General features: G+C 70.9%; 23 protein-coding genes. 12 read left to right on the top strand and 11 right to left on the bottom strand.

Features of this window, described 5'->3' with window-relative positions:
* Nucleotides 1–130 precede the first annotated feature (130 nt).
* A complete protein-coding gene (gene purQ / locus ACIBK1_RS37110; RefSeq protein WP_030508815.1) occupies nt 131–814 on the top strand; it encodes a phosphoribosylformylglycinamidine synthase subunit PurQ in 684 nt (227 codons plus the stop codon).
* Entirely contained in the window at nt 811–3,066 is a 2,256-nt protein-coding gene (purL, locus tag ACIBK1_RS37105) for a phosphoribosylformylglycinamidine synthase subunit PurL (RefSeq protein WP_030508814.1), read from the top strand. Before purQ ends, purL begins: the two co-directional genes overlap by 4 nt.
* 314 nt (nt 3,067–3,380) lie before the next feature.
* On the opposite strand, the gene ACIBK1_RS37100 is transcribed toward purL, so the two are convergent.
* The gene (locus ACIBK1_RS37100) at nt 3,381–3,827 is read right to left on the bottom strand and encodes an alpha/beta fold hydrolase (RefSeq protein ID WP_396740354.1); all 447 of its coding nucleotides are present in this window, start codon (nt 3,825–3,827) and stop codon (nt 3,381–3,383) included.
* A 149-nt stretch (nt 3,828–3,976) separates the two neighbouring features.
* Here ACIBK1_RS37100 and ACIBK1_RS37095 point away from each other — a divergent pair, with 149 nt between their 5' ends.
* Complete coding sequence (locus ACIBK1_RS37095; RefSeq protein WP_396740352.1) at nt 3,977–4,996, top strand: aminotransferase class V-fold PLP-dependent enzyme; 1,020 nt, start codon at nt 3,977–3,979, stop codon at nt 4,994–4,996.
* Between the two features lie 154 nt (nt 4,997–5,150).
* On the opposite strand, the gene ACIBK1_RS37090 is transcribed toward ACIBK1_RS37095, so the two are convergent.
* Nucleotides 5,151–7,259 carry a M6 family metalloprotease domain-containing protein gene (locus ACIBK1_RS37090; RefSeq protein WP_396740351.1) on the bottom strand — a complete coding sequence of 703 codons (2,109 nt, stop codon included), beginning with the start codon at nt 7,257–7,259 and terminating at the stop codon, nt 5,151–5,153.
* A 108-nt stretch (nt 7,260–7,367) separates the two neighbouring features.
* Between ACIBK1_RS37090 and ACIBK1_RS37085 the strand changes: the two genes are divergently transcribed.
* Nucleotides 7,368–8,540 carry a PucR family transcriptional regulator gene (locus tag ACIBK1_RS37085; RefSeq protein ID WP_396740349.1) on the top strand — a complete coding sequence of 391 codons (1,173 nt, stop codon included), beginning with the start codon at nt 7,368–7,370 and terminating at the stop codon, nt 8,538–8,540.
* A gap of 55 nt (nt 8,541–8,595) precedes the next feature.
* Here the strand turns inward: ACIBK1_RS37085 and ACIBK1_RS37080 are convergent, their stop codons facing one another.
* The 3 genes from ACIBK1_RS37080 to ACIBK1_RS37070 all read right to left on the bottom strand — a co-directional run bounded on the left by ACIBK1_RS37080 (nt 8,596) and on the right by ACIBK1_RS37070 (nt 11,325).
* On the bottom strand, nt 8,596–9,255 hold the full coding sequence (locus ACIBK1_RS37080; RefSeq protein WP_030508811.1) for a class I SAM-dependent methyltransferase: 660 nt from the start codon (nt 9,253–9,255) through the stop codon (nt 8,596–8,598).
* A 176-nt stretch (nt 9,256–9,431) separates the two neighbouring features.
* Nucleotides 9,432–10,205: a collagen-like domain-containing protein gene (locus tag ACIBK1_RS37075; RefSeq protein WP_156080959.1), complete on the bottom strand. Its 774-nt coding sequence runs from the start codon at nt 10,203–10,205 to the stop codon at nt 9,432–9,434.
* Nucleotides 10,206–10,629: 424 nt separating this feature from the next.
* On the bottom strand, nt 10,630–11,325 hold the full coding sequence (locus tag ACIBK1_RS37070) for a TetR family transcriptional regulator (RefSeq protein WP_030508809.1): 696 nt from the start codon (nt 11,323–11,325) through the stop codon (nt 10,630–10,632).
* A gap of 109 nt (nt 11,326–11,434) precedes the next feature.
* On the opposite strand from ACIBK1_RS37070, the gene ACIBK1_RS37065 reads away from it, so the two are divergent.
* Nucleotides 11,435–12,856 carry an MFS transporter gene (locus tag ACIBK1_RS37065; protein ID WP_030508808.1) on the top strand — a complete coding sequence of 474 codons (1,422 nt, stop codon included), beginning with the start codon at nt 11,435–11,437 and terminating at the stop codon, nt 12,854–12,856.
* A gap of 14 nt (nt 12,857–12,870) precedes the next feature.
* Here the strand turns inward: ACIBK1_RS37065 and ACIBK1_RS37060 are convergent, their stop codons facing one another.
* Complete coding sequence (locus tag ACIBK1_RS37060) at nt 12,871–13,806, bottom strand: Lrp/AsnC family transcriptional regulator (protein WP_396740346.1); 936 nt, start codon at nt 13,804–13,806, stop codon at nt 12,871–12,873.
* A gap of 96 nt (nt 13,807–13,902) precedes the next feature.
* Here ACIBK1_RS37060 and ACIBK1_RS37055 point away from each other — a divergent pair, with 96 nt between their 5' ends.
* Complete coding sequence (locus ACIBK1_RS37055) at nt 13,903–14,259, top strand: hypothetical protein (protein WP_030508806.1); 357 nt, start codon at nt 13,903–13,905, stop codon at nt 14,257–14,259.
* Complete coding sequence (locus ACIBK1_RS37050; protein ID WP_051761848.1) at nt 14,256–15,302, top strand: FAD-dependent oxidoreductase; 1,047 nt, start codon at nt 14,256–14,258, stop codon at nt 15,300–15,302. Before ACIBK1_RS37055 ends, ACIBK1_RS37050 begins: the two co-directional genes overlap by 4 nt.
* Before the next feature lie 44 nt (nt 15,303–15,346).
* Here ACIBK1_RS37050 and ACIBK1_RS37045 read toward each other — a convergent pair whose 3' ends face one another.
* Complete coding sequence (locus ACIBK1_RS37045) at nt 15,347–16,327, bottom strand: hypothetical protein (protein ID WP_396740343.1); 981 nt, start codon at nt 16,325–16,327, stop codon at nt 15,347–15,349.
* On the bottom strand, nt 16,324–16,872 hold the full coding sequence (locus ACIBK1_RS37040; RefSeq protein WP_396740341.1) for an RNA polymerase sigma factor: 549 nt from the start codon (nt 16,870–16,872) through the stop codon (nt 16,324–16,326). The genes ACIBK1_RS37045 and ACIBK1_RS37040 overlap by 4 nt, the downstream gene beginning before the upstream one ends.
* Before the next feature lie 118 nt (nt 16,873–16,990).
* Between ACIBK1_RS37040 and ACIBK1_RS37035 the strand changes: the two genes are divergently transcribed.
* Nucleotides 16,991–17,431: a sterol carrier family protein gene (locus ACIBK1_RS37035; RefSeq protein WP_143734522.1), complete on the top strand. Its 441-nt coding sequence runs from the start codon at nt 16,991–16,993 to the stop codon at nt 17,429–17,431.
* A gap of 12 nt (nt 17,432–17,443) precedes the next feature.
* On the opposite strand, the gene ACIBK1_RS37030 is transcribed toward ACIBK1_RS37035, so the two are convergent.
* A complete protein-coding gene (locus ACIBK1_RS37030) occupies nt 17,444–18,031 on the bottom strand; it encodes a hypothetical protein (protein WP_396740339.1) in 588 nt (195 codons plus the stop codon).
* A gap of 181 nt (nt 18,032–18,212) precedes the next feature.
* Here ACIBK1_RS37030 and purF point away from each other — a divergent pair, with 181 nt between their 5' ends.
* Together purF and purM are read left to right on the top strand one after the other, a co-directional pair.
* Nucleotides 18,213–19,649 carry an amidophosphoribosyltransferase gene (gene purF, locus ACIBK1_RS37025; protein ID WP_030508801.1) on the top strand — a complete coding sequence of 479 codons (1,437 nt, stop codon included), beginning with the start codon at nt 18,213–18,215 and terminating at the stop codon, nt 19,647–19,649.
* Complete coding sequence (gene purM, locus ACIBK1_RS37020) at nt 19,646–20,674, top strand: phosphoribosylformylglycinamidine cyclo-ligase (RefSeq protein WP_396726091.1); 1,029 nt, start codon at nt 19,646–19,648, stop codon at nt 20,672–20,674. Before purF ends, purM begins: the two co-directional genes overlap by 4 nt.
* A 515-nt stretch (nt 20,675–21,189) precedes the next feature.
* Here the strand turns inward: purM and ACIBK1_RS37015 are convergent.
* Together ACIBK1_RS37015 and ACIBK1_RS37010 are read right to left on the bottom strand one after the other, a co-directional pair.
* On the bottom strand, nt 21,190–21,420 hold the full coding sequence (locus ACIBK1_RS37015; RefSeq protein WP_030508799.1) for a DUF3073 domain-containing protein: 231 nt from the start codon (nt 21,418–21,420) through the stop codon (nt 21,190–21,192).
* 151 nt (nt 21,421–21,571) lie between these two features.
* Nucleotides 21,572–22,690, bottom strand: a complete 1,119-nt coding sequence (locus ACIBK1_RS37010; protein ID WP_396740337.1) for a Leu/Phe/Val dehydrogenase — start codon at nt 22,688–22,690, stop codon at nt 21,572–21,574.
* A 134-nt stretch (nt 22,691–22,824) separates the two neighbouring features.
* On the opposite strand from ACIBK1_RS37010, the gene ACIBK1_RS37005 reads away from it, so the two are divergent.
* Nucleotides 22,825–23,691 carry a hypothetical protein gene (locus ACIBK1_RS37005; protein ID WP_030508797.1) on the top strand — a complete coding sequence of 289 codons (867 nt, stop codon included), beginning with the start codon at nt 22,825–22,827 and terminating at the stop codon, nt 23,689–23,691.
* Between the two features lie 420 nt (nt 23,692–24,111).
* Nucleotides 24,112–24,315 carry a developmental transcriptional regulator BldC gene (bldC, locus tag ACIBK1_RS37000; protein WP_013133571.1) on the top strand — a complete coding sequence of 68 codons (204 nt, stop codon included), beginning with the start codon at nt 24,112–24,114 and terminating at the stop codon, nt 24,313–24,315.
* Nucleotides 24,316–24,550 lie beyond the last annotated feature (235 nt).

Raw genomic sequence — 24,550 nt, 5'->3', positions numbered from 1 at the left:
TCCGAAGTGACCTCCGCGGGGGGAGCCGATTTGGCGGCTCCGATACCCTGAGGTGTACCGCCACAGACCGCCGTCCGGCCAGATGACGGTGGCGTACGGCTTGGTGGGGACCCTTGGAGGGAAAACTGTCATGAGCGCTGCCCGGGTGGGCGTCGTCACCTTCCCCGGAACACTCGACGACCAGGACGCCGCGCGAGCCGTACGGCTGGCCGGAGCGGAGGCGGTGCCCCTGTGGCACGCCGATCACGACCTCAAGGGAGTCGACGCCGTCTTCCTGCCCGGCGGGTTCTCCTACGGCGACTATCTTCGCTGCGGGGCGATCTCCCGGTTCTCCCCTCTCATGACCGAGCTCATCCCGGCCGCCCAGGCCGGGCTGCCCGTGCTCGGCACCTGCAACGGCTTCCAGATCCTCTGCGAGGCGCACCTGCTGCCGGGCGCGCTGACCCGCAACGAGGGTCTGCACTACATCTGCCGTGACCAGCGCATCCGCGTGGAGAGCACGCGTACGGCGTGGACGGCGGACTTCACCGACGGCCAGGAGATCGTGCTGCCGATCAAGCACGGAGAGGGCCGTTACGTGGCCGACGCCGACACGCTGGCGGCGCTGGAGGGCGAGGGCCGGGTGGTCTTCCGCTACGCCGGCGGCAACCCGAACGGCTCGCTCAACGACATCGCCGGGATCACCAACGAGGCCGGGAACATCGTCGGCCTGATGCCCCACCCCGAGCACGCGGTCGAGGAGCTGACCGGCGCGCCGAGCGTGGACGGCCGCCACTTCTTCACCTCGATCCTCAAGAGGCTGGTGAACGCATGAGCACCGATTCGGTCAGGCGGGCGCTGGAGACTCCGGCCGAGCGCCAGCCGTACGCCGAGCTGGGCATGAAGGACGACGAGTACCAGCGCGTACGCGACATCCTCGGCCGCCGGCCGACCAGCTCCGAGCTGGCGATCTACTCGGTCATGTGGAGCGAGCACTGCTCCTACAAGTCGTCCAAGGTGCACCTGCGGCAGTTCGGGACCAAGGCGCCCAAGTCGGAGGCCCTGCTCGTCGGCATGGGCGAGAACGCCGGCGTGGTCGACATCGGCGACGGCTGGGCCGCCACCTTCAAGATCGAGTCGCACAACCACCCGTCGTACGTCGAGCCGCACCAGGGCGCCGCGACCGGCGTCGGCGGCATCGTGCGCGACATCATGTCGATGGGCGCCCGGCCTGTCGCGGTCATGGACTCGCTGCGCTTCGGCGGGGCCGACCAGCCCGACACGCGCCGTGTGCTGCCCGGGGTCGTCGAGGGCATCAGCCACTACGGCAACTGCCTCGGCCTGCCGAACATCGGCGGCGAGGTCGCGTTCGACCCCTGCTACATCGGCAACCCGCTGGTCAACGCCCTGTGCGTCGGCCTGCTGCGCAAGGACCAGATCAAGCTGGCCACCGCGCCCGGCCCCGGCAACAAGGTCGTGCTGTTCGGCGCCAGGACCGGCGCGGACGGCATCGGCGGCGCGTCCGTGCTGGCGTCGGCCACCTTCGAGGACGAGTCGCATGCCAAGCGGCCCGCCGTGCAGGTCGGCGACCCGTTCATGGAGAAGCTGCTGATCGAGTGCTGCCTTGAGCTGTACCAGGCGGACGTGGTCGTCGGCATCCAGGACCTCGGCGCGGCCGGGGTGTCCTGCGCCACGACCGAGCTGGCCGCCAAGGGCACCGGCGGCATGGAGGTGAACCTCAACCTCGTGCCGCTGCGCGACCCCACGCTGCTGCCTGAGGAGATCCTCATGAGCGAGTCGCAGGAGCGCATGATGGCGGTCGTCACGCCCGACGACATCCCGGCCTTCATGGCGATCTGCGACAAGTGGGACGTGCCGGCGACCGTGATCGGCGAGGTCACCGACACCGGCAGGCTCGTCATGACGTGGGACGGCGACGTCATCGTCGACATCCCGCCCGGCACGGCCGCCGACGAGGGCCCGGTCTACGAGCGCCCGTTCCACGAGCCCGCCGGGCAGGCGGCCCTCAACGCCGACGGCCCCGAGCGCCTGCCGCGGCCCGAGGACCTGCGGGAGACCCTGCTCACGCTGCTCGGCTCGCCCAACGTCGGGTCGAAGGAGTGGGTGACCTCCCAGTACGACCGGTACGTCCGGGGCAACACGGTCCTGGCCCAGCCCGCCGACTCCGGCATGCTGCGCATCTCCGAGGTCATGCCGGGCGCGCAGGAGACCACGCGAGGCATCGCGCTCGCGACCGACGGCAACGGCCGCTACGCGAAGCTCGATCCGTACACGGGGGCCCAGCTCGCGCTGGCGGAGGCGTACCGCAACGTGGCGGTGACCGGCGCGAAGCCGCTCGCCGTCACCAACTGCCTCAACTTCGGCTCGCCGGAGGACCCCGAGGTCATGTGGCAGTTCTCCGAGGCCGTACGCGGGCTCGCCGACGCCTGCCGGACCCTGGGTGTGCCGGTGACCGGCGGCAACGTGTCGTTCTACAACCAGACGGGCTCGACCGCGATCAACCCGACGCCGGTCGTCGGGGTGCTCGGCGTGATCGACGACGTGGCCCAGCGGGTCAGGTCCGGCTTCACGGCTCCGGGCCTGCGGGTCCTCCTGCTGGGCGAGACCCGCGAGGAGTTCGGCGGCTCGGAGTGGGCGCACGTCGCCCACGGGCACCTGGGCGGGCTGCCGCCGCAGGCGGACCTGGAGGCCGAGCGCGCCCTTGCCGCGGTGCTGACCGAGGCGGCGGCCCGCGGGCTGCTCGAGGGCTCGCACGACCTGTCCGACGGCGGTCTCGCCGTCGCCCTGGCGGAGTCGTGCCTGGCCCAGGGCGTCGGCTGCGCGGTGACCCTGCCGGGCGAGGACGCCTTCGTCGAGCTGTTCAGCGAGTCGGCCGCGCGGGCGCTGGTGTGCGTGCGGCCCGAGGCGTTCGACGCCTTCGCCGACCTGTGCGTGCGCCACGACGTTCCCTGCTCCGGGCTGGGCCTCACCGGCGGTTCCGCGCTCACGGTCGAGGGCGTCCTCGACGTCCCGGTGGAGGAGCTTCGCGAGGTCCACTCGTCCGCGCTCCCGCGCGTCTTCGGCTGATTCTGATCGAGTGAAGGCCCTTCCGGAGCGGATCGTCCGTCGTCCGGAAGGGCCTTCGCCTGTCACGGTCGCCGTGAGCACGGCCAACGCCTACTTCCACAGCGTCCGTCGCTCCGCCTGACCGGCCCGGCCTTCGGGTTCGGCGGCGTACCCGGGCCCGGTGGCGAGGCTCGCCAGCAGGCGCAGGGAAGTGGCGGCTTGTTGGCTCCCGCCTGGCTCTGTCAGACCCAGGCAGGAGCAGCCCCGGTCGAACAGAGCTCTGGCCGCCCTCCGCCCCGGCCCGCACGATGGACCGGTAGCCCAGGCGCGGACGATCACACGAGCAGAAATCCCGCGGCTGCGCGGTAAAGTGCGCGATGGCCGGACTCCAGATGCATGAGGTGACCTCCCTCACTGATCTTGACGTCCTGCCGCAGCGGCGATGACGTGATCGCGGCGAACAGGCCGCGGGCATCCTCGTCCGTGCACATCGAGTCCCACTCACCCCGGACGATGCAGGTCGGCGCCTCGATCAGACCCGGCTCGTAGGGCGGATCGCCCGACCACGCGGCGAGCATGTCGGCCCGTGGCCCGCTGGGAGTACGCACACTCGGCGTGCTGCCCCCGCCGGAGACCGGGTCGGTCGCCAGCCATTCCGACGCCCACTGGTCGAACTGCGGGGTCAGCACGGGCGGGTGCCCGTCCGGGACGTCGCTGACGAAGCGGGAGTGCTGCTCGGCGACGGTCAGGGGAAACCAGCGATCGTGGTGTCGTGCCCGCACGAGCGGCGGGATCGCGCCGAGTCGCCGACGCGTGCCGAGCGGTGCGGGCGGGCGGGTACGGCAGGATCTCCAGTTCGCCGTCGGCCATCACCGGCGGCGAGCCGTGCACGAGCCCTGCACGAGCCAAGATCAGAGCTAGCCTTACCAGGATGAAACTTGACGAGGCGGTACGTCTGTGGGATCCGGAACCGGGATGGCTGAACACCGCGAGCTACGGCATACCGCCCGAGCCGGCTTTCGAGGCGCTACAGAGCGCGCTGGCCGAGTGGCGTCGCGGGGCCAACGGCTGGGACAAGTGGGACCGGTCCACCAATCGCGCGCGCGCCGCGTTCGCGCGGCTGGTCGGCGTCGCGGCCGATGACGTGGCCGTGGGCGCCTCCGCGTCGCAGGTGCTGGCCCCGGTCGCGGCCTCGCTGCCGCCAGGTTCGCGCGTCGTCGTCCCCGACATCGAGCAGACGTCGAACCTGTTCCCCTGGCTCGCGCACGATCTCGACGTGCGCACGGTGCCGCCCGCGGATTTGCCCGGAGCGATCGACGAACGCACGGACGCGGTCGCCTTCAGCCTGGTCCAGTCCGCGACGGGTGAGGTCGCGGCCGCAGACGAGGTCGTCGCGGCGGCGCGGACGCACGGCGCACTCGTCGTCGCCGACGCCACCCAGGCGGTCGGCTGGATGCCGGTCGAGGCGACGCCCTTCGACGTCCTCGCCGTCTCGGCGTACAAGTGGCTGATGTGCCCGCGCGGCACCGCCTTCTGCTACGTGAGCCCGGCCGTGCGCGACCGCATCCGGCCGATCGCCGCCAACTGGTACGCCGGCGAGGGCGACGCGTCGTACGGCCCGCCCCTGCGGCTGGCGAAGGACGCCCGGCGATTCGACATCGCCGCCCCCTGGTTCTCCTACGTCGCGGCCGCCCCCACGCTGGAGCTGCTCCTGGAGATCGGCATCGGTCCGATCAACGACCACGACGTACGGCTGGCCAACCGGTTCCGGACCGGCCTCGGCATGCCGCCCGGCGACAGCGCGATCGTCACCGTCACCCGCCCGGGCGCGGCCCAGCGGCTCGCGGAGGCCGGCATCCGCGCATCCGTCCGCAACGGCGCGGCACGCCTCGCCTTCCACCTCTACACGACGGAAGCCGACGTGGACACCGCCGTCGCGGCGCTGATCTGAGCCTGACGATCCAGTGCACCCCGGCCATCGGAGTGACCGACCGGGGCGCGGCGGCGCCGAGCCCTCCGGCGCACCCCAGACCGGTGGTCGCGGCGCCGGCACAGGGCGCCGCCGACACGGCGGGAGGGGTGGCCGGGAGGGCGGGCGCGTGCCGTCAGACGGCGTTGACGCGGCAGGTGGCGGTCATCGTCGTGGACGGGTCGCTCTCGGAGGTGGCCGTGAGCTTCACCGTGGCGTGACGGCTGCCGCCCGCGGACTGCTGGGCGAAGACGGTGACGGTCTCCTTGTCACCGAAGTCGACGGTCGCGAGGGCGTTGGGCGTGATCGTCGTCCAGCCGCTCCCCTCGACCTCGGCCTTCAGCCGGTAGACGTCGCTGTTCAGGTACGCGCTGACGTCCTCGGGGTGCTGTCCCTGCGCGGGCGCCGCCTTGCCCGTGTTGAACAGCGGGAAGCTGCACATCGACACGCCCTTCTCGGCGCCGGGGACGCCGGCGCCCGGCAGCAGTTTCACGCCCCGCTTCTGCGGACCCGCGCCGTCGAGGGACTTGATCGCCACCGTGTACGACAGGATGCCCTTGGCGTCGCGCTGCACGTCCGTGACGTAGAAGTGCAGGCGGTTGGCCTGGTCCACGTACTCGTACTGGCTGCCCGAGTCGGTGCCGGCGTGGAAGAGGGCGTCGGCGAGCTGCCGGTAGTCGCCGACCGCGATCGGGACCTCGGTGCCGTCGGGCAGCACGTAGTCGGTCATGTTGATGTCCTGCGGGTTGGCGTCGATCACCCACTCGAACGGCGCCCGGTCCTGGTTCTTGGTCTTGGCCAGGAGCACTCCGGAGTCGGGGGTGAAGGAGTCGCTGCCGATCCGGTCGACGACCTCCACGGTGTAGTTGTCGTAGCCGCCGCCGTCGCAGAGCGGGTCGGTGCGCTGGCTGCACGCCCCGGTGGACTTGTCGCCGGTGTCGAAGGAGACGTTGACGCCCGTCAGGCCGTTCTTGCCCGGCTGGATCTCGCGCGCGGTCACCTTGGCGACGACCATGCCGGAGTCGCGGAGCGCCTCACGCGACAGGCGCAGGACGTTCTGCTCGTCCACCATGTTCAGCTTGATCTTGTTGCGCAGCATGTGCTGGGCGCCCATCGACGCGCCCGCCGTCGGCGGGATCAGCCAGCGGCTGTGCGGGCCGCCGGGGCCGTTGAAGCTGCCGCGGCTGAGCATCTCCCAGATGCCGGTGTACGCCCGGACCGGCGGGTTGCCGTACGGGTTGTTGTAGTTGTCCAGGACGCCCAGGATGTGGCTGAACTCGTGGGCGAAGACCCCCTGGCCGGAGCTCTCGGCCTGGACGGAGTCGACGCCGATGTTCGCGTTGGGCCAGAACGTCGAGCCGGCGGCCCAGGACGTCCAGTCCACGTAGCGGGTCTTGGACCAGTTGGGCAGGTTCGGGTCCGGCGGCCCGAAGTCGTCGGTGACGTCCTCCTTGGTGGGGAACTTCATCATGCCGAACTCCTGCCAGGTCGACGACTCGTCCTGGCCGGCGCTCAGGTAGAAGACGAAGTCGAACTGGGAGGCGACGTCCTGGCCGACGTCGGCGACCCAGGCGGCCTTGCCGTCCGTGCGCAGGTTCCTGTTGCAGTTGTCCCCCGCCGGGCAGGCGTCACGCTGGTACTCCATCGCGTACTCGTGCGACTTGCCCGGCATGGTGTAGGGGCCGAACGCGGTGAGGTCGACGCCGTACCGGCCGCCGGAGTCCTCCATCCAGTACTCGTGCAGGGTGTGGCCCTGGTTGAGCTGGCCGGGGGTGTTGAGGAAGTCCTGGTAGAACTTGGCGACCTTGTCACGGGGGATGTCGTGGGCCTGGGAGCTGGGGTTGCCGAACACGGTCGAGTTCTGCGGCTGGGTGACCACGAACGGCTGGTTGGGGTAGTCCAGCAGCACGAGCGCGCCCTTGAAGGTGCGCGCCGAGCCCTTCACGGCGGGGTTCGCCCAGTCGGTGCCCGGGATCTTCTTGTAGTCCGTCCACGTCATGTGGTCGGGGTTCTTCCAGTTCTGCGGGTCGATCGGCGTGACGACCCGCGACGCGCGGCCGCGCAGGGCCTGCGCCTCGTCCGGCTGGTCGCGCTGCCAGGGCTGGGTCTGGGGCCAGTGGTCACGACGCCAGGGAAGATCGGGGTCTCCGCCGGGGGCCGCGGAGGCGGGCGCCGCCGTCAGCGCGAGCGGGGCGAGCGCGAGGGCCGCCACTATGCCCGGGAACAGTGTTTTTGAGAGTTTCACGAATTATGACGCTATAGAGACTATTGACGTAGATCATCGGTCACTTGTAGGGAAGACCAGCGGGGCCTTCTCCTACAGATGTCGAGGCGCCCAGGTGGAGGCCGAGTGGTGGATCTGCAGCGAGTCGTGGACGACCTCGCCCTTCGCCTGGAAAGACCGCTGCTGCTGGAGGACGGCCGCCAGCGCGTCGTCGCCTACAGCGAGCAGGACGGGCCGATGGACGACGTCCGCCGCCACTCGATCCTCCGCCGCCACACCACCCCCGACGTACGCGCCTTCCTGCGCGCCACGGGCATCCATGAGGCGACCAGGCCGTTGCGCACGCCCGGCGCCCCGGAGCTGGGGCTGCTGCCCCGGGTCTGCGTTCCCGTGCGGCACGACGGCCTGCCGCTCGGCTTCCTCTGGTTCATCGACGCGGCCCCGGCCATGACCGAGCCGGAGATCGCGGTCGCGGCGGAGGTCGCGCCCACCCTCGCCCTGACCCTGTTCCACGAGAGCATGGCCTCCGAGCTCGCCTCGCGCCGCGAGCTGGAGGCCGTGACCGGCCTGCTGCTTCGCGAGCCCGACGCAGACAGGACCCTGATCGAGGCGGGCGCGTTCCCGCACAATCAGCCCGTGACCGTGGCGGTCGCCCGGCCCGTCCGCGGCGGAGCCGACGAGACCCTGCGGCTGACGCTGGAGCGCGGGCTGCTGGCCCTGCGGCGGCTTCTGGCCCGGCATCATCCCCTGCACCTGGTGCGCTACGACCACGCCGTGCTGCTCACCGCGGGCACCCGCGCCTTTCCCGAGGAGATGCACGCGGCCCTCGGGACGCCGGTCCTGGTCGGGATCGGCTCGCCACGCCCCTCGCTCTCCCTCGCGGCCGAGTCGTACGAGGAGGCGTTGCACGCCGCCGAGGTCGTCGCGAACGTGCCGGAGTTCGGGCCCTCGGCGGAGTGGGACCGCCTCGGCGTCTATCGCATGCTGTCCGGAGTGCCGCACGGCAACCTCCATCCGGGGCTGGCACGGCTGCTGAACGAGGCCCAGCACCGGCCGCTGCTGGAGACCCTGGAGATCTACCTCGACCTCGCCGGCAACGCCCAGGCCGTCTCCCGCCGCCTGCGCCTGCACCGTACGTCGCTCTACTACCGCCTTCGCCGCGTCGAGGAACTCGCGGAGACCGATCTCAGGGACGGCGAGGAGCGGCTGAGCCTGCATCTCAGCCTCAAGCTCGCCCGTCTCTCCGGCCGCTACCGCCCGTCCCCCCTCCCCGTCGAGATCGAAACGACCGGTCCGTGCTAACTCGGTGAAGGTCCCATGCGGTCTCCCGGTGGCCACCCCGCATCTGCCGGTCCTGTCACCGCGGAGGCGCTGGTTTTCGGGCGACGAGGTACGCCTGAGGGGTCCGCTCGAACTCGCGGCGCTCGGTCTTCAGCCGCGCGACCACCGGCAGTCCCGCCTCGGCCAGCATCGTCGCCGCGCGGTCCGGCGACAGGCGGTGGAAGTCGAGCGCGACCTGATGACCGAACACCTCGGCCGCGTGGAAGGGCTCGTCGCCGACCTGGAAGGCGAGCAGCAGATGCCCGCCCGGCGCCAGCACCCGGTGGAACTCGGCCAGCGCCGCCGGCTGCCGCTCCGGTGGGGTGTGGATGATCGAGTACCACGCGACGACGCCGCCGAGGGCCTCGTCGGCGATGTCCAGAGCCGCCATCGCCCCCTCCTCGAACCGCAGGTCCGGATGCTCGCGCCGGGCCACCGCGATCATGCCAGGCGACAGGTCGACGCCGAAGACGTCCAGGCCGAGCGCGTGCAGGTGCGCCGTGATCCGCCCGGGCCCGCAGCCGATGTCGGCCACCGGCCCGGGAACGCCCGACGCCCGCACGATCTCGGCGTACGCGGCGAGCATCGCGCGCTCGAACGGTTCCTCGTCCAGCCGGCGGCGAAGGCGATCGGCGTAGTCCGCGGCGACGGCGTCATAGGCCGTTCGGGCGACCCGCAGGTAGGAGGGCTCGGTCATGACCGAGCACCCTAGCGCCGAAGACCGACAGCGCCGAAGACCGACGAAGGCCCTTCCGGTAACCCCTCCGGAAGGGCCTTCGCAGTGCCGTACGCCAACGCCTCGTCGCGTACGGCAAGCAGGGGCGGTGCGTCCGGTGGAGCCCCCACGGACTCCGCCGGAACGCTCCGGCGGACTTACGAGATCTTCGTGCAGACGGCGTAGACGAGGCCGTTGCTGCCGCTCCCACCGCCGTTGCCCGTCAGCTCGACGGTCCAGCCGTTGCCGCTCATGTAGCTGCCCGTGACGGTCCTGCTCGAGCTGGTCTTGAAGCCGCCGCCGGTGACCCTCTCGTCGCTCGCGCAGGACGCGGTCGCGCTGTTTCCGGAGATGGTCTGGCTCGCCATCCGGGAGCTCAGAACGGGCGCGTCGCCTCCGCTGCCGCCCTGCCCCTTGAGCCACTTGAGGAAGTCGGCCTCGTCCTTGGAGGTGCAGGCGCGCCCCTTCCAGATGTCGCAGGCGCTCTTGCCGTTGTCGCCGGCCTCGCCCTTGAGGCCCCGGTCGCCCTGCTCGCCGGGCAGGCCGCGCGGACCGGTGTCACCCTTGGCGCCCGCGGGGCCGGCCGGACCGCGCTCCCCCTCCGGACCGGTGAGACCGCGGTCGCCCTTGTCCCCCTTCAGTCCCTGCGGACCGGCGGGGCCGCGCTCGCCGTCCTTGCCGGGAGCGCCGTCCTTGCCGTCCTTGCCCGGGGCGCCGGTCTCGCCCTTCAGGCCCTGCGGGCCGGCGGGACCGCGCTCCCCCTGCGGACCACGCAGACCCTGCGGGCCACGGAAACCGCGCGGGCCCTGGGCTCCGGTGTCGCCCTTCGGGCCGGTGCCGCCGATCCCCACCGGACCCTGCGGACCGGTCCTGTTCCACGACACCTTCGTCTCGGTCGCCTTACACGTCGCCGTGGCATTCACCAGACGCATATACCGCGTGCTCTTGTTCACACACGCATACAGCGGCGCGTCACTCGCCGACGAAGCGGTGGCCGCGCCACCCAAAACCAGGACCGATCCAGCCAGAGCACCAGCCGTCATCAGGCCGATGGTGCGTCCGCCCGGCAACTTGATAGCCACGGGAGTTCCCTCTCTGAAGCTCACGAAGGGCGCGTAATACAGAAGTTACGCACGTTATTCACGCGTCGAGGGATATGGAGGTTGTCATGCCAAACATCACGTATACGCATCTCCGCTATCCGTAAGCCCCAGCGGTCAAGAACGTTCCAAACCGGCTCGGCGCCACGCCGGCGGGCGGTCTGCTCCGTCACCGCGCTCCGCCCTCATCGGGCTGCAATCTCCCGCCGGGGGTGGTCGCGCTCATCGGTGGCGCGACCGTCGGCTTCCGCGCCACCTACTCCGCGTCGGTCTGCGTCGCACCGCTCGGCGTCCTCTTCGCGGCCACCGCTTCCACCCCGGACATCAGGAGATCCAGGCCGAAGGCGTAGTAGGCGTCGAGGTCCGGCTCCTCCTCCATCGCCTTGGCGTATTCGACGATCCGGGGGAACTCGTCGGCGGGGAGCCGTTCCAGGGTCAGCCGCCTCTGCCGGCGCAACTCGGCCGCCTCCGCCGGACTGGACGCGCCGGGGCAGCCGGGCTCGTTGTCGACCAGGGCCATGGCGCCGTGCAGCAGGTAGGTGGAGACGGCGTAGCCCTCGCGCAGCGTGAAACCCCCTTGGGAGAGCAGGTCGAGCGCGGTATCGGTCGCGCGGTTGAAGCTCGACAGCTCCTGCTTCTCGACCATCGCGAACAGCCCCGGCATGTACCGGTGCCGCCGCATCACCCCGATCAGCGCCTCGACCATCACCCGCAGCCGCGCATTCCACGGCGCGGCCGGGTCGAACTCGGGAGTGACCGTGGCGAGCAGGTGGTCGGCGAGGCAGACGAACAACTGGTCCTTGTTCTTGACGTGCCAGTAGAGAGCCATCGGCGTCACCCCGAGCTCATGGGCGAGCCGCCGCACCGTGACCGACTCCAGGCTCTCGGCGTCGGCCAGCTCAAGGGCCTTCTCGATCAGACTCAGACGGCTCAGCCGCTCCGCGTTCGCCATGGCCCGCAGCCTCCCTACCTCCTCGGCACTTGACAACTATACGCCGTACAAGTTCTCCTATGCACCGTACATGTACGCCGTACATGTACTCCGTACAAGAGGAGGACACATGTCCGGACGATGGTGGGCGCTGGTCGCGGTGTCGCTCGCGACCTTCATGACCTACCTGGACAACAACGTGGTCAACGTGGCGCTGCCGACGATCCAGCGGGACCTGGCGCTGACGATCTCCGGGCTGGAGTGGATCGTGAGCGCGTACATCCTGGTGTTCGCGGGCCTGCTGCTCGCCGGCGGACGCCTGGCGGACGTCTTCGGCCCCCGGACGGCGTTCTTCGGCGGCCTGGCGGTCTTCACGCTCGCGTCGGTGGCGGCGGGCCTCGCCGGGAGCCAGGAGACGCTGATCGCGGCGCGGGCGGTGCAGGGGCTCGGCGCGGCGATGGTGACGCCGTCGACGCTGGCCCTGCTGCCGCGGATCTTCCCCGATCCGCGCGAGCGGGCGACGGCCGTCGGCATCTGGAGTGCGGTCGGCGCTCTGGCCCTCGCGATCGGTCCGCTCACGGGCGGGTTCCTCAGCGAGAACGCCGACTGGGGCTGGATCTTCCTGATCAACCTGCCGATCGGCGTGGTCGCGGCCGCGATCGGCCTGCGTTCGATCAGGGTCGAGCGGGCCGCGTCCGGGCGGAGGTCCCTCGACCTGCCCGGCCTGGTCACCTCCGCCGTGGCGCTGTTCGCCCTCACCTACGCGCTCATCGAGGGCGAGTCGCGTGGGTGGACCTCGGCGCCGATCCTCGGGGCGTTCGCGGCCTTCGCGGTGGCCGCCGTCGCGTTCCTGGTCGTCGAGTCCCGTACGGCGCAGCCGATGATCGACCTCAGCCTGTTCCGCGAGCGGGTCTTCAGCGGCGGCCTGCTGTCGATGGGCCTGTGGTCGTTCGGCGTCTTCGGCATCTACTTCTTCACCGCGCTCTACCTCCAGAGCGCCCTCGGGTTCTCCCCGACGGAGGCGGGCGCGGGCTTCGTGCCCATGGCGCTGCTCATGGCGGTGATCGCGAGCGTCTCACCGCGGATCGCCGAGCGCTTCGGCAGCGCGGGCACGGTCGCCGTCGGCCTCGGTCTGATGGCGGTGGCCATCGGCGGGCTGTCGAGCGCGGGCGAGGGCTCCCACTACGGCGACCTGTTCCCCTGGTTCCTGCTGTACGGCGCGGGCGCCGGTCTGCTCGTCCCGCTGACCAATGTCGTGCTGAACGCGATGCCCCCCGCGCGGGCGGGCGTGGCCTCGGGCGTGCTCAACGTCTCCCGCGAGGTCTTCGGCCTGCTCGGCATCACGATCCTGGGAGCGATCCTGAGCGCACGGCAGAGCGCGGTCGGCGGCGCTCCGCTGCACGCCTTCCTGGAGGCCTACCGGTTCACGCTGCTGATCGCGGCCGCGATCGTGCTGGTCGGCGTTCCGGTCAGCGTCTACTCCCTGCGCCGCACGCGGGCCGCCGCCTCCGCCGAGCCCAGCGAACCGGCCGTGGCCGAGCCGGTCGGCTGACTCCCGGAGTTCGTTCAGGGCAGTAGGGTGCCCACCCGCTTGACGGTGCGGATCACCGGGGCGGTCTCCACCTCGCGCACCCCGTCCAGCGTCGCCACCCGCTCCGTCAGGTAGTGGTAGAGGGCCCGGGTGTCCCGGCAGGTCACCCCTGCCATGAGGTTGGTCGGGCCGGTGGTGGCGGCCACCACGTCGGCCTCGGCGTGCCCGGCCATGGCCGCACCGACCGCGGTCAGCGCCCGGGGCTCGACCTTCATCCACAACCACGCCTCCGCGTGGTAGCCGAGCGCCCGGGCGGGGATCTCGACGTCGAAGCGCAGCGCGCCGTTCGCGCGCAGCTGCTCCAGCCTGCGGCGGGCCGTGGTCTGCGAACACCCGGCCGCCGCCGCCAGTTCGCCGAAGCCGGCCCGGCCATCCCGGGCCAGCACCGGCAGCAGGGCACGGTCCTCGCCGCCGAGGGTGATCTCGCACTCGTCCACGCGATCCGGGCGCAGGCGCGCGGCCTGCTCATCCGAGAGCACGGCTGCCCGGCTGCGCCATCCGGCGAACATGTGCAGCGTGGCGTGTGCCGACATCGACACGACGCGCGGGGTCCTGGGGAGCTTCTTCAGCAGCAGGTCGTCCCCGTCCCCACCGGACTGGACCCCGCAGGCGATCTCGGTGCCGCCGGACAGCAGGCGCACCCAGACGGTGTCCTCGCGCCGGGCCAGCGCCTCGGCCACCGGCCCGGCGGCGTCCGGCGTGCACACCAGACGGACCGCCCAGGAGGTCTGCCCGAAGCGGGTGCCGTCGAGCATGCCGACCACCCGCAGGAGCCCCTGAGAGCGCAGCCTGCGATAGCGGCGGGCGATGGTGTGCTCGGAGGTGCCGACGACCTCGGCGATCTGCCGGAAGGAAGCCCGGCCGTCGATCTGGAGCGCGTGCACGAGAGCACGATCGAGGTCATCCAACACGCCGCTTTCCGCCATATCTCATAATCTCATGCGATTTTCCGCCGCCATGATGCCTCTGGCCTGCCCGTGCTGCCGGTCACCAGTGATCGTGGGCGCATGAGCACTTACCTGGTTTTCGGGGCGGCGTTCCTGATGTGGCCGTTCCACTCGGCCGAACCCGCCCGGCCTCTCGTCGACGCGCTCAAGCGCCACGCCCGCCGGGTCGTCTTCATGACGGGCGGCGACGCACGTCCCGGGGTGGCACCCGAGCGACAGCCCACCGCGGTCGCCCGTTGGCACGCCGGGCGCCGATACAGCCTCGCCGGGCCCGAGGTCCTCAGCCCCAGCACCTTCATGGCCAACCCGCCACCCGCCGTCAGCACTGCCGTGCTCGGCATCACGGGTGCTCCCGCCACGCCGCTGTCGGCGTGGGCCGCCGAGCACGCGGCCGACTTCGGTGGTGAACCGCGATGAAAGTGATCGTCATCGGAGCCGGCCTCGGCGGCCTGGCCCTGGCCAACGGACTGCGCGGGACCGGCGTCGACGTGGCCGTCTACGAACGCGACGCCTCGCCCGTGATCCGTGGGCAGGGATATCGTCTTCATCTCGGCGACGTGGGCATCGACGCGCTGGCATCCGTGCTCGCGCCCGAGCGCCGGGCCGCGTTCGTGGCCGCCGCCCACGTTCCCAAGCCGCGGTTCGTCCGTCTCGATCCGGCACTCCGGGTGCTGGAGGAGCACGATTTCGGCGGCCGGCACCTGTCGGTCGACCGGCAGGAGTTGCGTGACACCCTGCTGGCCGACGTGAAGGGCCTGATCACCTATGGCAAGCGCCTCACCGCCTTCCAGGTGGAGGCCGGGCAGGTGACCGCGTGTTTCGCCGACGGCACCACGGCCGCCGGCGATGTGCTGGTGGGCGCCGACGGCGCCGGCTCCGCCGTCCGCCGCCAGTACCTGCCGCACGCCCGCGTCGTGGGCACCGGCCTCACCCAGCTCTACGGCAAGATCCCGCGAGAGTCGGCCGAGGACCTGGACCACGTGTTCAGCGCCGTCACCGGGCCCCGCCACCGTCTGGTGGGCATCGCCCTCACCCGCGACTACGCCACCCTCTCCTTCAGCGCCCGAAGCGAAGAGCTGCCTTCGGAGCCGCACCTGCTGAGATCCCTCGTCATGGAGATGACGTCCGGCTGGCATCCCCGCATCCGCCGGATGCTCGCCGACTGGCGGGAGATCTTCCCGCTGGTGCTGCGGACCAGCGTTCCGATCGATCCCTGGGACACCACCCGCGTCACGCTGCTCGGCGACGCGGCCCACGCGATGAGCCCGGCGGGGGGAGCCGGGGCCAACCTCGCCCTCCGGGATGCCGCCGGCCTCGCCGCCGCTCTCGCCGGTGGCCGTCCCCTGATCCCGGCACTGCGTTCGTACGAGCGCGAGATGATCGACTCCGGTTTCGCCGCGGTCCGCTCCTCCGCCGCCAACGGCGCTCGCGTCCTCGGCCAGGACCCGCTCCCGATCTGAGTCCCCCGTACGGCTCCGCACGCCGCGGAGCCGTACGGGAGGTTCTACTCCTTGATCACGCTGTCGCGCGAACCGCCGTCGTAGAGCGGATTCCAGTCGAGGTGCTCCTTGGTCACGAGCAGACGGATCAGTTTGGGCTTCCGGGTGGACTCTTCCGCCTCCCAGACAGTCCAGTCCTTCCCGACAGGAATGTCCTGTTTATGCGGATCAATGGTGTAGCCACCGAGATTCCGGGGGTTGGGCTCGATGATCCAATAGGCGACCTTCAGGCCGCGCTTCTCGATCTCCGGCACGACCTCGCCCACCGTCTTCCCGTCCACCCGGAATCCGGCGAGCGAGCGGCCCTTCATAGTCGCCAAGCGGTACGGAGGGTTCTCGATGATCTCGCTCTTCGTGTCGTCGGGCACGAGCACGCACGGCTTCACCGGGTCGTTCATGAGGATCGTGCTGGTGCCGCTTCCCCCGTCCGGCAGGGCCGTGAGGGTCCAGACGAAGGTCTGGCCGGGCTTGAACAGCCTGGTGTCGATCCGCATCTGCCAGCCCTCCTTCTCGCCCGGGATGTTCGTCGGCGGGTCGTAGAGGCCCTGGGGGATGTCCTCCACGTAGGTGGCACGCGGCTCCCGGCACTTCTTCCCCAGAGGCGCGTAGTCGACGATGGCGGGGACCCCCAGGTCACGCAGTTGCTTCGTCAGCCCGGCGACGTCGCGGAAGTCGCGGACCCTGACCCACACGACTCCGTGGGAGTCCTTGGTCACGGCATAAGAAGGCGTGGTGAGGGCTCCGTCGTCGAACAGGCTCGGGCCGACGACGATGCCCGCGGCGGCCACGGCGGCGGCCGCCAGGCCCAGCGCCAACCGGCGTGGGCCGCGGCGCCTCACACGCGCAGATACAGCCACGCCGCCGCCCGGCGGCTCGGCCGTGATCGAGGCCAGCAACGCCCGCGCCCCCGCGTCGGACGGGCGGCCGCCCGGCGCATCGGGTTCGACCCGGGCCAGCGGCCGGATCATCGCTTCGACGTCCTTCACAGCGACCTCCCCGCCGGCGCCAGCCGGCTGCGTGACGTGAGTTGGACGCCCGCCTCGGCGAGCGCACGGGAAAAGCGCCTACGGGCGCGGTGGAGCCGGATGCGTACGGCGTTGCGCGACAGGCCGAGTGCCGTGGCGATCTCCTCGCGCCCCAGACCCTCCCACGCGACCAGCGACAGCAACTCGCGGTCGTCATCGGACAGGCTCAGGAACGCCTCGCCGATCGCGGTCAGCTCGACTCCGCTCGCGGGGGTGTCGCCGTACAGGTCGGCCAGCTCGGCGTCCAGCTCGGTGATGCGCGCCCGGCGGCGGGCCTCGCCCCTGCGGTGGTTGGCCACCACGTTGCGGGCCACGCCATACAGCCACAGGACGGCCTCGTCCCCCTCCGGTAAGTCGTCCACCCGCCGCCAGGCGACGGTGTAGACCTCGGCCACCACGTCGGCCGCGTCCTGGGGCGAGTCGCACCGGCGCGCGGCATAGGCCGTGAGCCGGCCGTACGTCTCCCGGTAGACGGCCTCGAACCGGGCCGACGGTTCGTCATCCACGGGCGGTTCCCATGATCGTTCCCCTTGTGGTGTTCCTGCGGACACCCCTCTCATGTACGGAGACCGCCCATCATTTCCCGCGAGTTCGAGCGGGGGCGGGATCCGGGACAATGGGCCGGTGCCGGCACGCAGACTCGACCCAGGGAAGATCAGAGAGGCGCTCGACGCCCAGCTCGCCGATCTCGGACGGCCACCGTTCGACGGTCCCGAGAGCGCCGCGGGGAACGCGTGCGTGCTGGCCGTGCTCGACGCCTACGAGGCCGGGCTCACGCCGCTGAGGGCCGCCGCCCGCGCGGCCGTACGGCACCTGCTGGAGGACCTGGCCGAGCGGGCGCCGGGACGGTCGGTGGAGGTGCGGGTCCCCCCGCACGCGGCGGTGCAGTGCGTGGAGGGGCCCCGGCACACCCGGGGCACCCCGCCCAACGTCATCGAGACCGACCCCCGCACCTGGCTCGAACTGGCCACGGGCCGGCTGTCCTGGGCCGACGCCACCGCCGCGGGGAAGATCGCGGCCAGCGGCGCCAGGGCCGACCTGTCCGCGCTGCTCCCTCTCTGGTGACTCTCGTCCGGGTCACTGGAACCCGGAGAGCTTGTCCTGCACGCAGCGCTGCGCGTCCTCCTGCGTGGGGTAGATCCGGCGGTCGAAGCACTCACCCACATGCCTGGTCGTGAACCAGTTGTAGAGCGCCACGCTCACGATCACGGCGAGCAGCAGGGTCAGTGTGCTCAGCACCACTCCTCCGACCGCCCTGCCCCGGTTGGAGTTCCTGGCGATCGCCACGATGCCGATGATGAGCCCGACGATGGCCACGAGCGTGCCGATTCCGCAGACCAGCAGCAGGACGATCGAGCAGATCCCGAGCACCAGCGCGGCCGTCCCGAGCCCGCCGCCCGGTTGGGGCCCCCAAGGCCTGCCGGGAGGTCCGCCGGGTCCCGGGGGCGGCGGCAGCGGCCCCCCATACGGCGGCTGCTCATGCGGGGGCTGACCGTACGGCGGCTGCCCATACGGGGGTTGCCCGTACGGCGGCTGGCCGTAGGGCGGTCCCCCGTACGGCGGGCCTGCGGGTCCTTCGGGCACTCCAGCCGACGGCTCCCGCTCCTCCGGAACCCCCGGGCCGTACGGCTCCCGCGGGCGCCCGGGATCGTCGGGTGTCGTCACGATCATCCCTCCCCTACCGATTTCGGACAGGATCCGATTCTCAGGGCCTTCCCGAAGGCCCAGGCTGCCCCGAAATCCGCGTGTGAGCAGGGGTGACACGGCAAAGGGCGGGTGATGCTTCCGGCGCCTGACGGGCATGCCCGGGTTTGAGCAGCGCCAATGCCCAAATAGACTCAAGTACGTGTTGAAGGGCGACGGCCGGCTAGGCCATGACCTCGACCCCCAGGACCGCGCTCCGAAGGACGCCTGTGGCGTCTTCGGAGTATGGGCGCCCGGGGAGGACGTCTCCAAACTCACCTACTACGGCCTCTACGCACTGCAGCACCGCGGGCAGGAGTCCGCGGGCATCGCGGTCAGCGAGGGCAACCGCATCCTCGTCTACAAGGACATGGGCCTGGTGGCCCAGGTCTTCGACGAGTCGATCCTCGGCACCCTCCGGGGGCACCTGTCCATCGGGCACTGCCGTTACTCCACCACCGGATCGAGCGTCTGGGAGAACGCACAGCCCACGCTGAACTCCAGTGACGGCAAGGGGCTGGCGCTCGCCCACAACGGCAACTTGATCAACACCGCCTACCTCGCCGAACGGCTCCCGCCCGGCTCCACCCGGGCGACGACCGACACCGAGGTGCTCACCGCTCTCCTGGCGCAGGACTCCTCGCGCCCGGTCGAGGACGTGGCGGCCGAGCTGCTCCCGGAGGTCAAGGGCGCCTACTCGCTCGTCTGGATGAACGAGACGACGCTGTTCGCCGCCCGCGACCCGCAGGGCATCCGCCCCCTCGTGCTGGGCCGGCTGGAGCGCGGCTGGGTGGTCGCGTCCGAGACCGCCGCCCTCGACATCGTCGGCGCGTCGTTCATCCGGGAGATCGAGCCCGGCGAACTGCTGACCATCGACGAGCGCGGGGTCCGCTCGCAGCGCTTCGCGCCGGCCGAGCCCAAGGGCTGCCTGTTCGAGTACGTCTACCTCGCCCGTCCCGACACCACGATCGCCGGGCGCGGCGTGCAGTCCACCCGGGTCGAGGTCGGCCGCGTGCTGGCCCGCGAACACCCGGTGGACGCCGACCTCGTGATTCCGACGCCCGAGTCCGGGACGCCCGCCGCGATCGGCTACGCCGAGCAGAGCGGCATCCCGTACGGCCAGGGCCTGGTGAAGAACTCCTACGTGGGCCGGACGTTCATCCAGCCGTCGCAGACCATCCGCCAGCTCGGCATCCGCCTCAAGCTCAACCCGCTGCGCGAGGTCATCGAGGGCAAGCGCCTGGTGGTCGTGGACGACTCGATCGTCCGCGGCAACACCCAGCGGGCCATCGTGAAGATGCTGCGCGAGGCCGGGGCCAGCGAGGTCCACGTGCGGATCTCCTCGCCCCCGGTCGCCTGGCCGTGCTTCTACGGCATCGACTTCGCCACCCGGGCGGAGCTGATCGCCGGGTCGCTGTCGGTCGAGGAGATCCGTTCCTCGCTCGGCGCCGACTCCCTCGGGTACATCTCCCTGGAGGGGCTCACCCGGGCGACGACGCTGCCGGCGGACCGGCTCTGCCGCGCCTGCTTCACCGGTGAGTATCCCATTCCTATCGAGGACGACAGGGTCGGCAAGTTCGTGCTGGAGGCTCAGCGATGACCAGCTACGCCGACGCCGGCGTCGACATCGAGGCCGGCGACCGCGCGGTCGAGCTGATGAAGTCGCGGGTGGCGCGCTCCCGGCGCCCGGAGGTCGTGGACGACGCCAGCGGCTTCGCCGGGCTCTTCGACGCCTCGGCGTTCCTGCGCTACCGCAGGCCGCTGCTTGCGACGTCCACCGACGGCGTGGGCACCAAGGTCATGCTCGCCCAGCAGCTCGGCAAGCACGACACGATCGGTATCGACCTCGTCGGCATGGTCGTGGACGATCTCGTGGTCTGCGGGGCCGAGCCGCTGTTCATGACCGACTACATCGCGTGCGGCAAGGTCGTTCCCGAGCGGATCGCCGACATCGTGGGCGGCGTGGCCGAGGGGTGCCGGCTCGCGGGCTGCGCGCTGGTCGGCGGGGAGACCGCCGAGCACCCCGGCGCGATGGGCCCGGACGAGTACGACCTCGCGGGCGCCGGCACCGGGGTCGTCGAGGCGGACGAGATGCTCGGCCCCGACCGGGTCGTGCCGGGCGACGTGGTGCTCGGGCTGGCCTCCAGCGGGGTCCACTCCAACGGCTACTCGCTGGTCAGGCACGTGATCAAGACCGCCGGGCTGGGCCTGGAGCAGGAGCTGCCCGAGCTGGGCCGTACGCTCGGCGAGGAACTGCTGGAGCCCACCCGCATCTATTCGCTCGACTGCCTGGCGCTCATCCGAGAGACCGAGGTGCACGCCCTGGCCCACATCACCGGCGGCGGGCTGGCGGCCAACCTGGCCAGGTCACTGCCCGGCACGGTGGACGCCCTGCTCGACCGGAGCTCCTGGACACCGCCCGCGATCTTCGAGGTGCTGGGCGGGCGCGGCGGCGTGCCCCAGGCGGAGATGGACAAGACGTTCAACCTCGGTGTGGGCATGTGCGCGATCGTCCCGGCGGCGGAGGCCGACAAGGCACTCGCGCTGCTGACCGGTCGCGGCCTGCCCGCCTGGGTGCTGGGCGAGGTCGTCGCGGGCGAGGGACAGGCCCGTTTCCGCCAGTGAGGTCCCGGCCGCCCGGCCCGGCGATGAACGGTCACCGGACGATGAACGGTCACCGGGCGGAGGTCGTGGCCTGACGGCCCCCGACGGCCACGGCTGGCGGCCTCTCCCGGGTTCGCCGCGAGCACTCTCGAGGACGCGCCGCCGCGAGCAGCCGTGCACGCGTCCGGGTACGGCAACGTGGCGGCGACCACGACGGTCCCGCCACATAACGATCATCCGGCTCGCGGAGTCCGCGGCTGATGGTCCCGGCCCGGCCGACTCGACGATCTCGACGTTTTCGATGACGAGGAGACCCGCCTGACGACGCCGACCGCCTGTGACCGTGTCCGGCCACATATACGGCCGACCACAATGGTGCGGTTATACGGCCGGCCGCAATGGTGTGACGAACCCGGCTCTCCCCCGTCCGTCCCCGTGCCGGAGGCGAGGGGCTCGCGGAAGAGCGACTCGCGGACAGTGAGAGAACCCGGCGGGAACGTCCCCGCCGGGTCGCTCACTTGGCGATCAGAACTGGGTCAACGCCGCCCACGGCGGTCGTCGTCGCCGTCGTCGTCGTCGACGGTCGCGTAATCGGCGTAGCGATCAGCCAACTCGTCGTAAGGGTCATGCTCGTCACTGTGGCCGGAATCGTCGGCGTCCACGACTCCGAGCTCCGCGCGCAGGCGCTCAAGATCCGTACCGCCGCTGTTGTACTTCAGCTGACGGGCGACCTTGACCTGCTTGGCCTTGGCTCGGCCGCGCCCCATTGGCTCGACCCCCTCATGCGGGGCCGTGCCCGACCCCTCGTCACTAACGCACCGCGCACCGACGCCACCTGACTTCAGGCGTCAGTCTCTCGTTCGCCTATTACCGTACCTGGTTTGTGCGCCGCTCGGTACGTCGTACGAGCGGTGGCGGTCAGCGCCGGAGCCAAATACCCCTTAGCCGACCGATTTCTGACATTCTCCGCTCTGCCAGCCTATCCGCTGCGACCGCGGGAGGGACGCCTTCCTCCTCGGCCGAGCGGAAGATCTTCAAGGTCGTGTCGAAGATCTTCGCCGCCCGGGCGCGGGCCCGGTCCATGTCGAAGCCCTCGATCTCGTCGGCCACCTGGATGACCCCGCCGGAGTTCACGACGTAGTCCGGGGCGTACAGGATGCCCCGCTCGGCGAGCTGCTTCTCGACACCGGGATGGGCGAGCTGGTTGTTGGCCCCACCACAGACGATCTTCGCCTTCAGCCGGGGGACGGTCGCGTCGTCCAGCCCGCCGCCGAGGGCGCAGGGCGCGTACACGTCGATGTCGGAGGCCACGAGGGTGGCGGCGTCGGGCACGACCTCGACCGCGGGGTGGCGCTGCCGCACGCGTTCGACGGCCTGCTCGTTCACGTCGCAGATCACGACCTCGGCGCCGTCCTCGAGCAGGTGCTCGACCAGGCGGTGGCCGACCTTGCCGACCCCCTCGACGCCGACCCGCCTGCCGCTCAGGGAGGAGGTGCCGTACGTGTGGTCGGCGGCGGCCCGCATCCCCTGGAACACGCCGAAGGCGGTGAGGATGGAGGAGTCCCCGGCGCCGCCGTGCGCCTGGGTGCGGCCGGTGACGTAGGAGCACTCGCGCGCCACGACGTCCATGTCCTCGCTGTAGGTGCCCACGTCGCAGGCCGTGTAGTAGCGCCCGCCGAGCGACTGGACGAACCTGCCGTAGGCCCGCAGGAGGGCCTCGCTCTTGTCGGTCGTGGGGTCGCCGATGATGACGGCCTTGGCGCCGCCGAGGTCGAGGCCGGCCAGCGCGTTCTTGTACGCCATGGCCCGGGAGAGGTTGAGCACGTCGGCGAGCGCGGCCTGCTCGCTCGGGTAGGGATAGAACCGGGTGCCGCCGAGCCCCGGTCCGAGGGCGGTGCTGTAGATCGCGATGATGGCGTACAGGCCGCTACGCTCGTCTGAGCAGAAGACGACCTGTTCATGTCGCACCGGCTGGGCGGGGTTCGTGTCGCCGCCGGAGCTGGAATCCTTGTGGGACAGCCCGAAAACGTCGGTCACGGTAGTGACTCCTGATCGTGTACGCCGCCTCGTTGCGGCGATCGGCCTCCAGCTTATCGGATGTGCCCGCAAAACGATCATGAAAAGCCGGGACGGTGCTGCACAGGCGTCCCACGACGTGGCACGATTCTGGTGTGCTCCCCTACGCCGCCTATCTCCGTGTGTACGAGCCGCTGACCGCTTTCGCCCCGCAAGATCAGGCTCGGTGGGCCCGGTACGCCGAATCGCGCGACCGGCCGCGCCGGGCGGGCGCGCTCGAGGTCGAACACGGCGAGGCGGTCCGCCGCCTGCTGCCGGTCCCGCCGCTGCCGGCGCCCGAGCGGGAGAGCCCCAACGCGTACCTGCGCCGGGTGGAGGAGACGCTGTACGTCTGCCCCTGGCAGAGCAGGCTGCGGTCATGGCTGGCGTTCGCGTCGTTCCGCGGCAGCGTCCCGGTCAAGCTCGCCTCCCGGTTCGTGCCGCAGGCCATCGCGGAGCAGACCGCCGACGACTTCGATCGGTTCAAGCGGGGCGAGCCGTCCCTGCGCACCCACATCCGCACGAGCACCTGGCATGTGCCGATCGCGTGGTTCGTGCCGTTCGACTCGGCCGAGCGCTGGCTCGTGCTGGGCTCGGAACAGCCGGCCGAGACGGGCGCGCAGACCACCGCCGCGCCGCCCAGGAACATGCTGTACGTCACCTCGATGGCGCAGGCCCGGCGCCGGGTGGCCCGGGCGCTGGTGGTGATCCGCAGGCACGTCGGGCAGGTGGCCGCCCTCACCGAGGTCGAGGAGGTGGGCCGCTGGCTGGAGGAGTTCCATCCCCACTCGCTGGTGGAGCTCGACTACGGCGGCCTCGTCCACCTGATGGACGACCGGACCCTCCAGGGCGACCAGTCCGTCGCGGAGGTGGCGACCGCCCTCGCGGGTTTGGACAACGGTCAGGAAGAACTTGCCTTCGCGATGTATCAGCGCGTGATTCTCCGCTGGAGGTCGATCCGCGCTTTGGAGTCGGCAAACTGACGGTCATGAACGTGCCCTGACCTGCCGATTCTGGTCATGACATCGTCGATCTCACATCTACGAACTGAGTAGTTTGCCGTTTTCACTGCGATACCACGAAACGTGTCGCTAGAATCACCGAGCGTGACATCAACCCGTGGTCGAGACGTTGTGCCCAGAGGGCTCGCCAATCGCGCTACGTGGCTGTATGGTCACATCGGGTGATGCCGTAAATGATCCCAGAAACCGCACGTTTTTGGATCATTGAAGGACATCCGTGACAGTGCCGCGACCGACAAGATTTGCCCGAACGCAGCGGCGTCGAGGCGGACAACGCCGCTCTGGCCGACGCGACGAGGCAGGGATTGGCGGAAGGGGCACTTGCGCCAGACAAGTCGCAGGATCGCTGCCGGCGGTCCACACGGAGGAGAGGCCGCACAAATGTCAGCTCGTACACCCGAGGCCGAGCCACTGCTCACCCCGGCGGAGGTCGCCACGATGTTTCGCGTCGACCCCAAGACCGTCACCCGGTGGGCGAAGGCGGGCAAGTTGACGTCCATCCGCACCCTCGGCGGTCACCGGCGGTACCGGGAGACCGAGGTCCGGGCACTGCTCGCGGGGATTCCGCAGCAGCGGTCCGAGTAGGACGTGGCCGTCACGCCACGGGGGGAACGACGGCGCGCTCGCGTCGGGGATGTGAGCGCGTCCACCACACTCCCGTGACCGCTACGGGTCATGGGAGGGGATCTGGGGTCGGCGCCGCCCGCCCGGCGCCTCCCCGCGTACGCGATTCGTCCGCCCCCGGTGGTTCCCCTGTCTCCCGCTGCCGTCTCCCGCTGCGTCGCCCCGGTTGCCGCACCTCGGGACGTCTCGTGAACAC

The sequence above is a fragment of the Microbispora rosea genome, assembly GCF_044460045.1.
Lineage (GTDB): Bacteria > Actinomycetota > Actinomycetes > Streptosporangiales > Streptosporangiaceae > Microbispora > Microbispora rosea.
The sequence above is the reverse complement of the archived record's forward strand: the minus strand, read 5'-3'. Positions and strand labels throughout refer to the sequence as shown.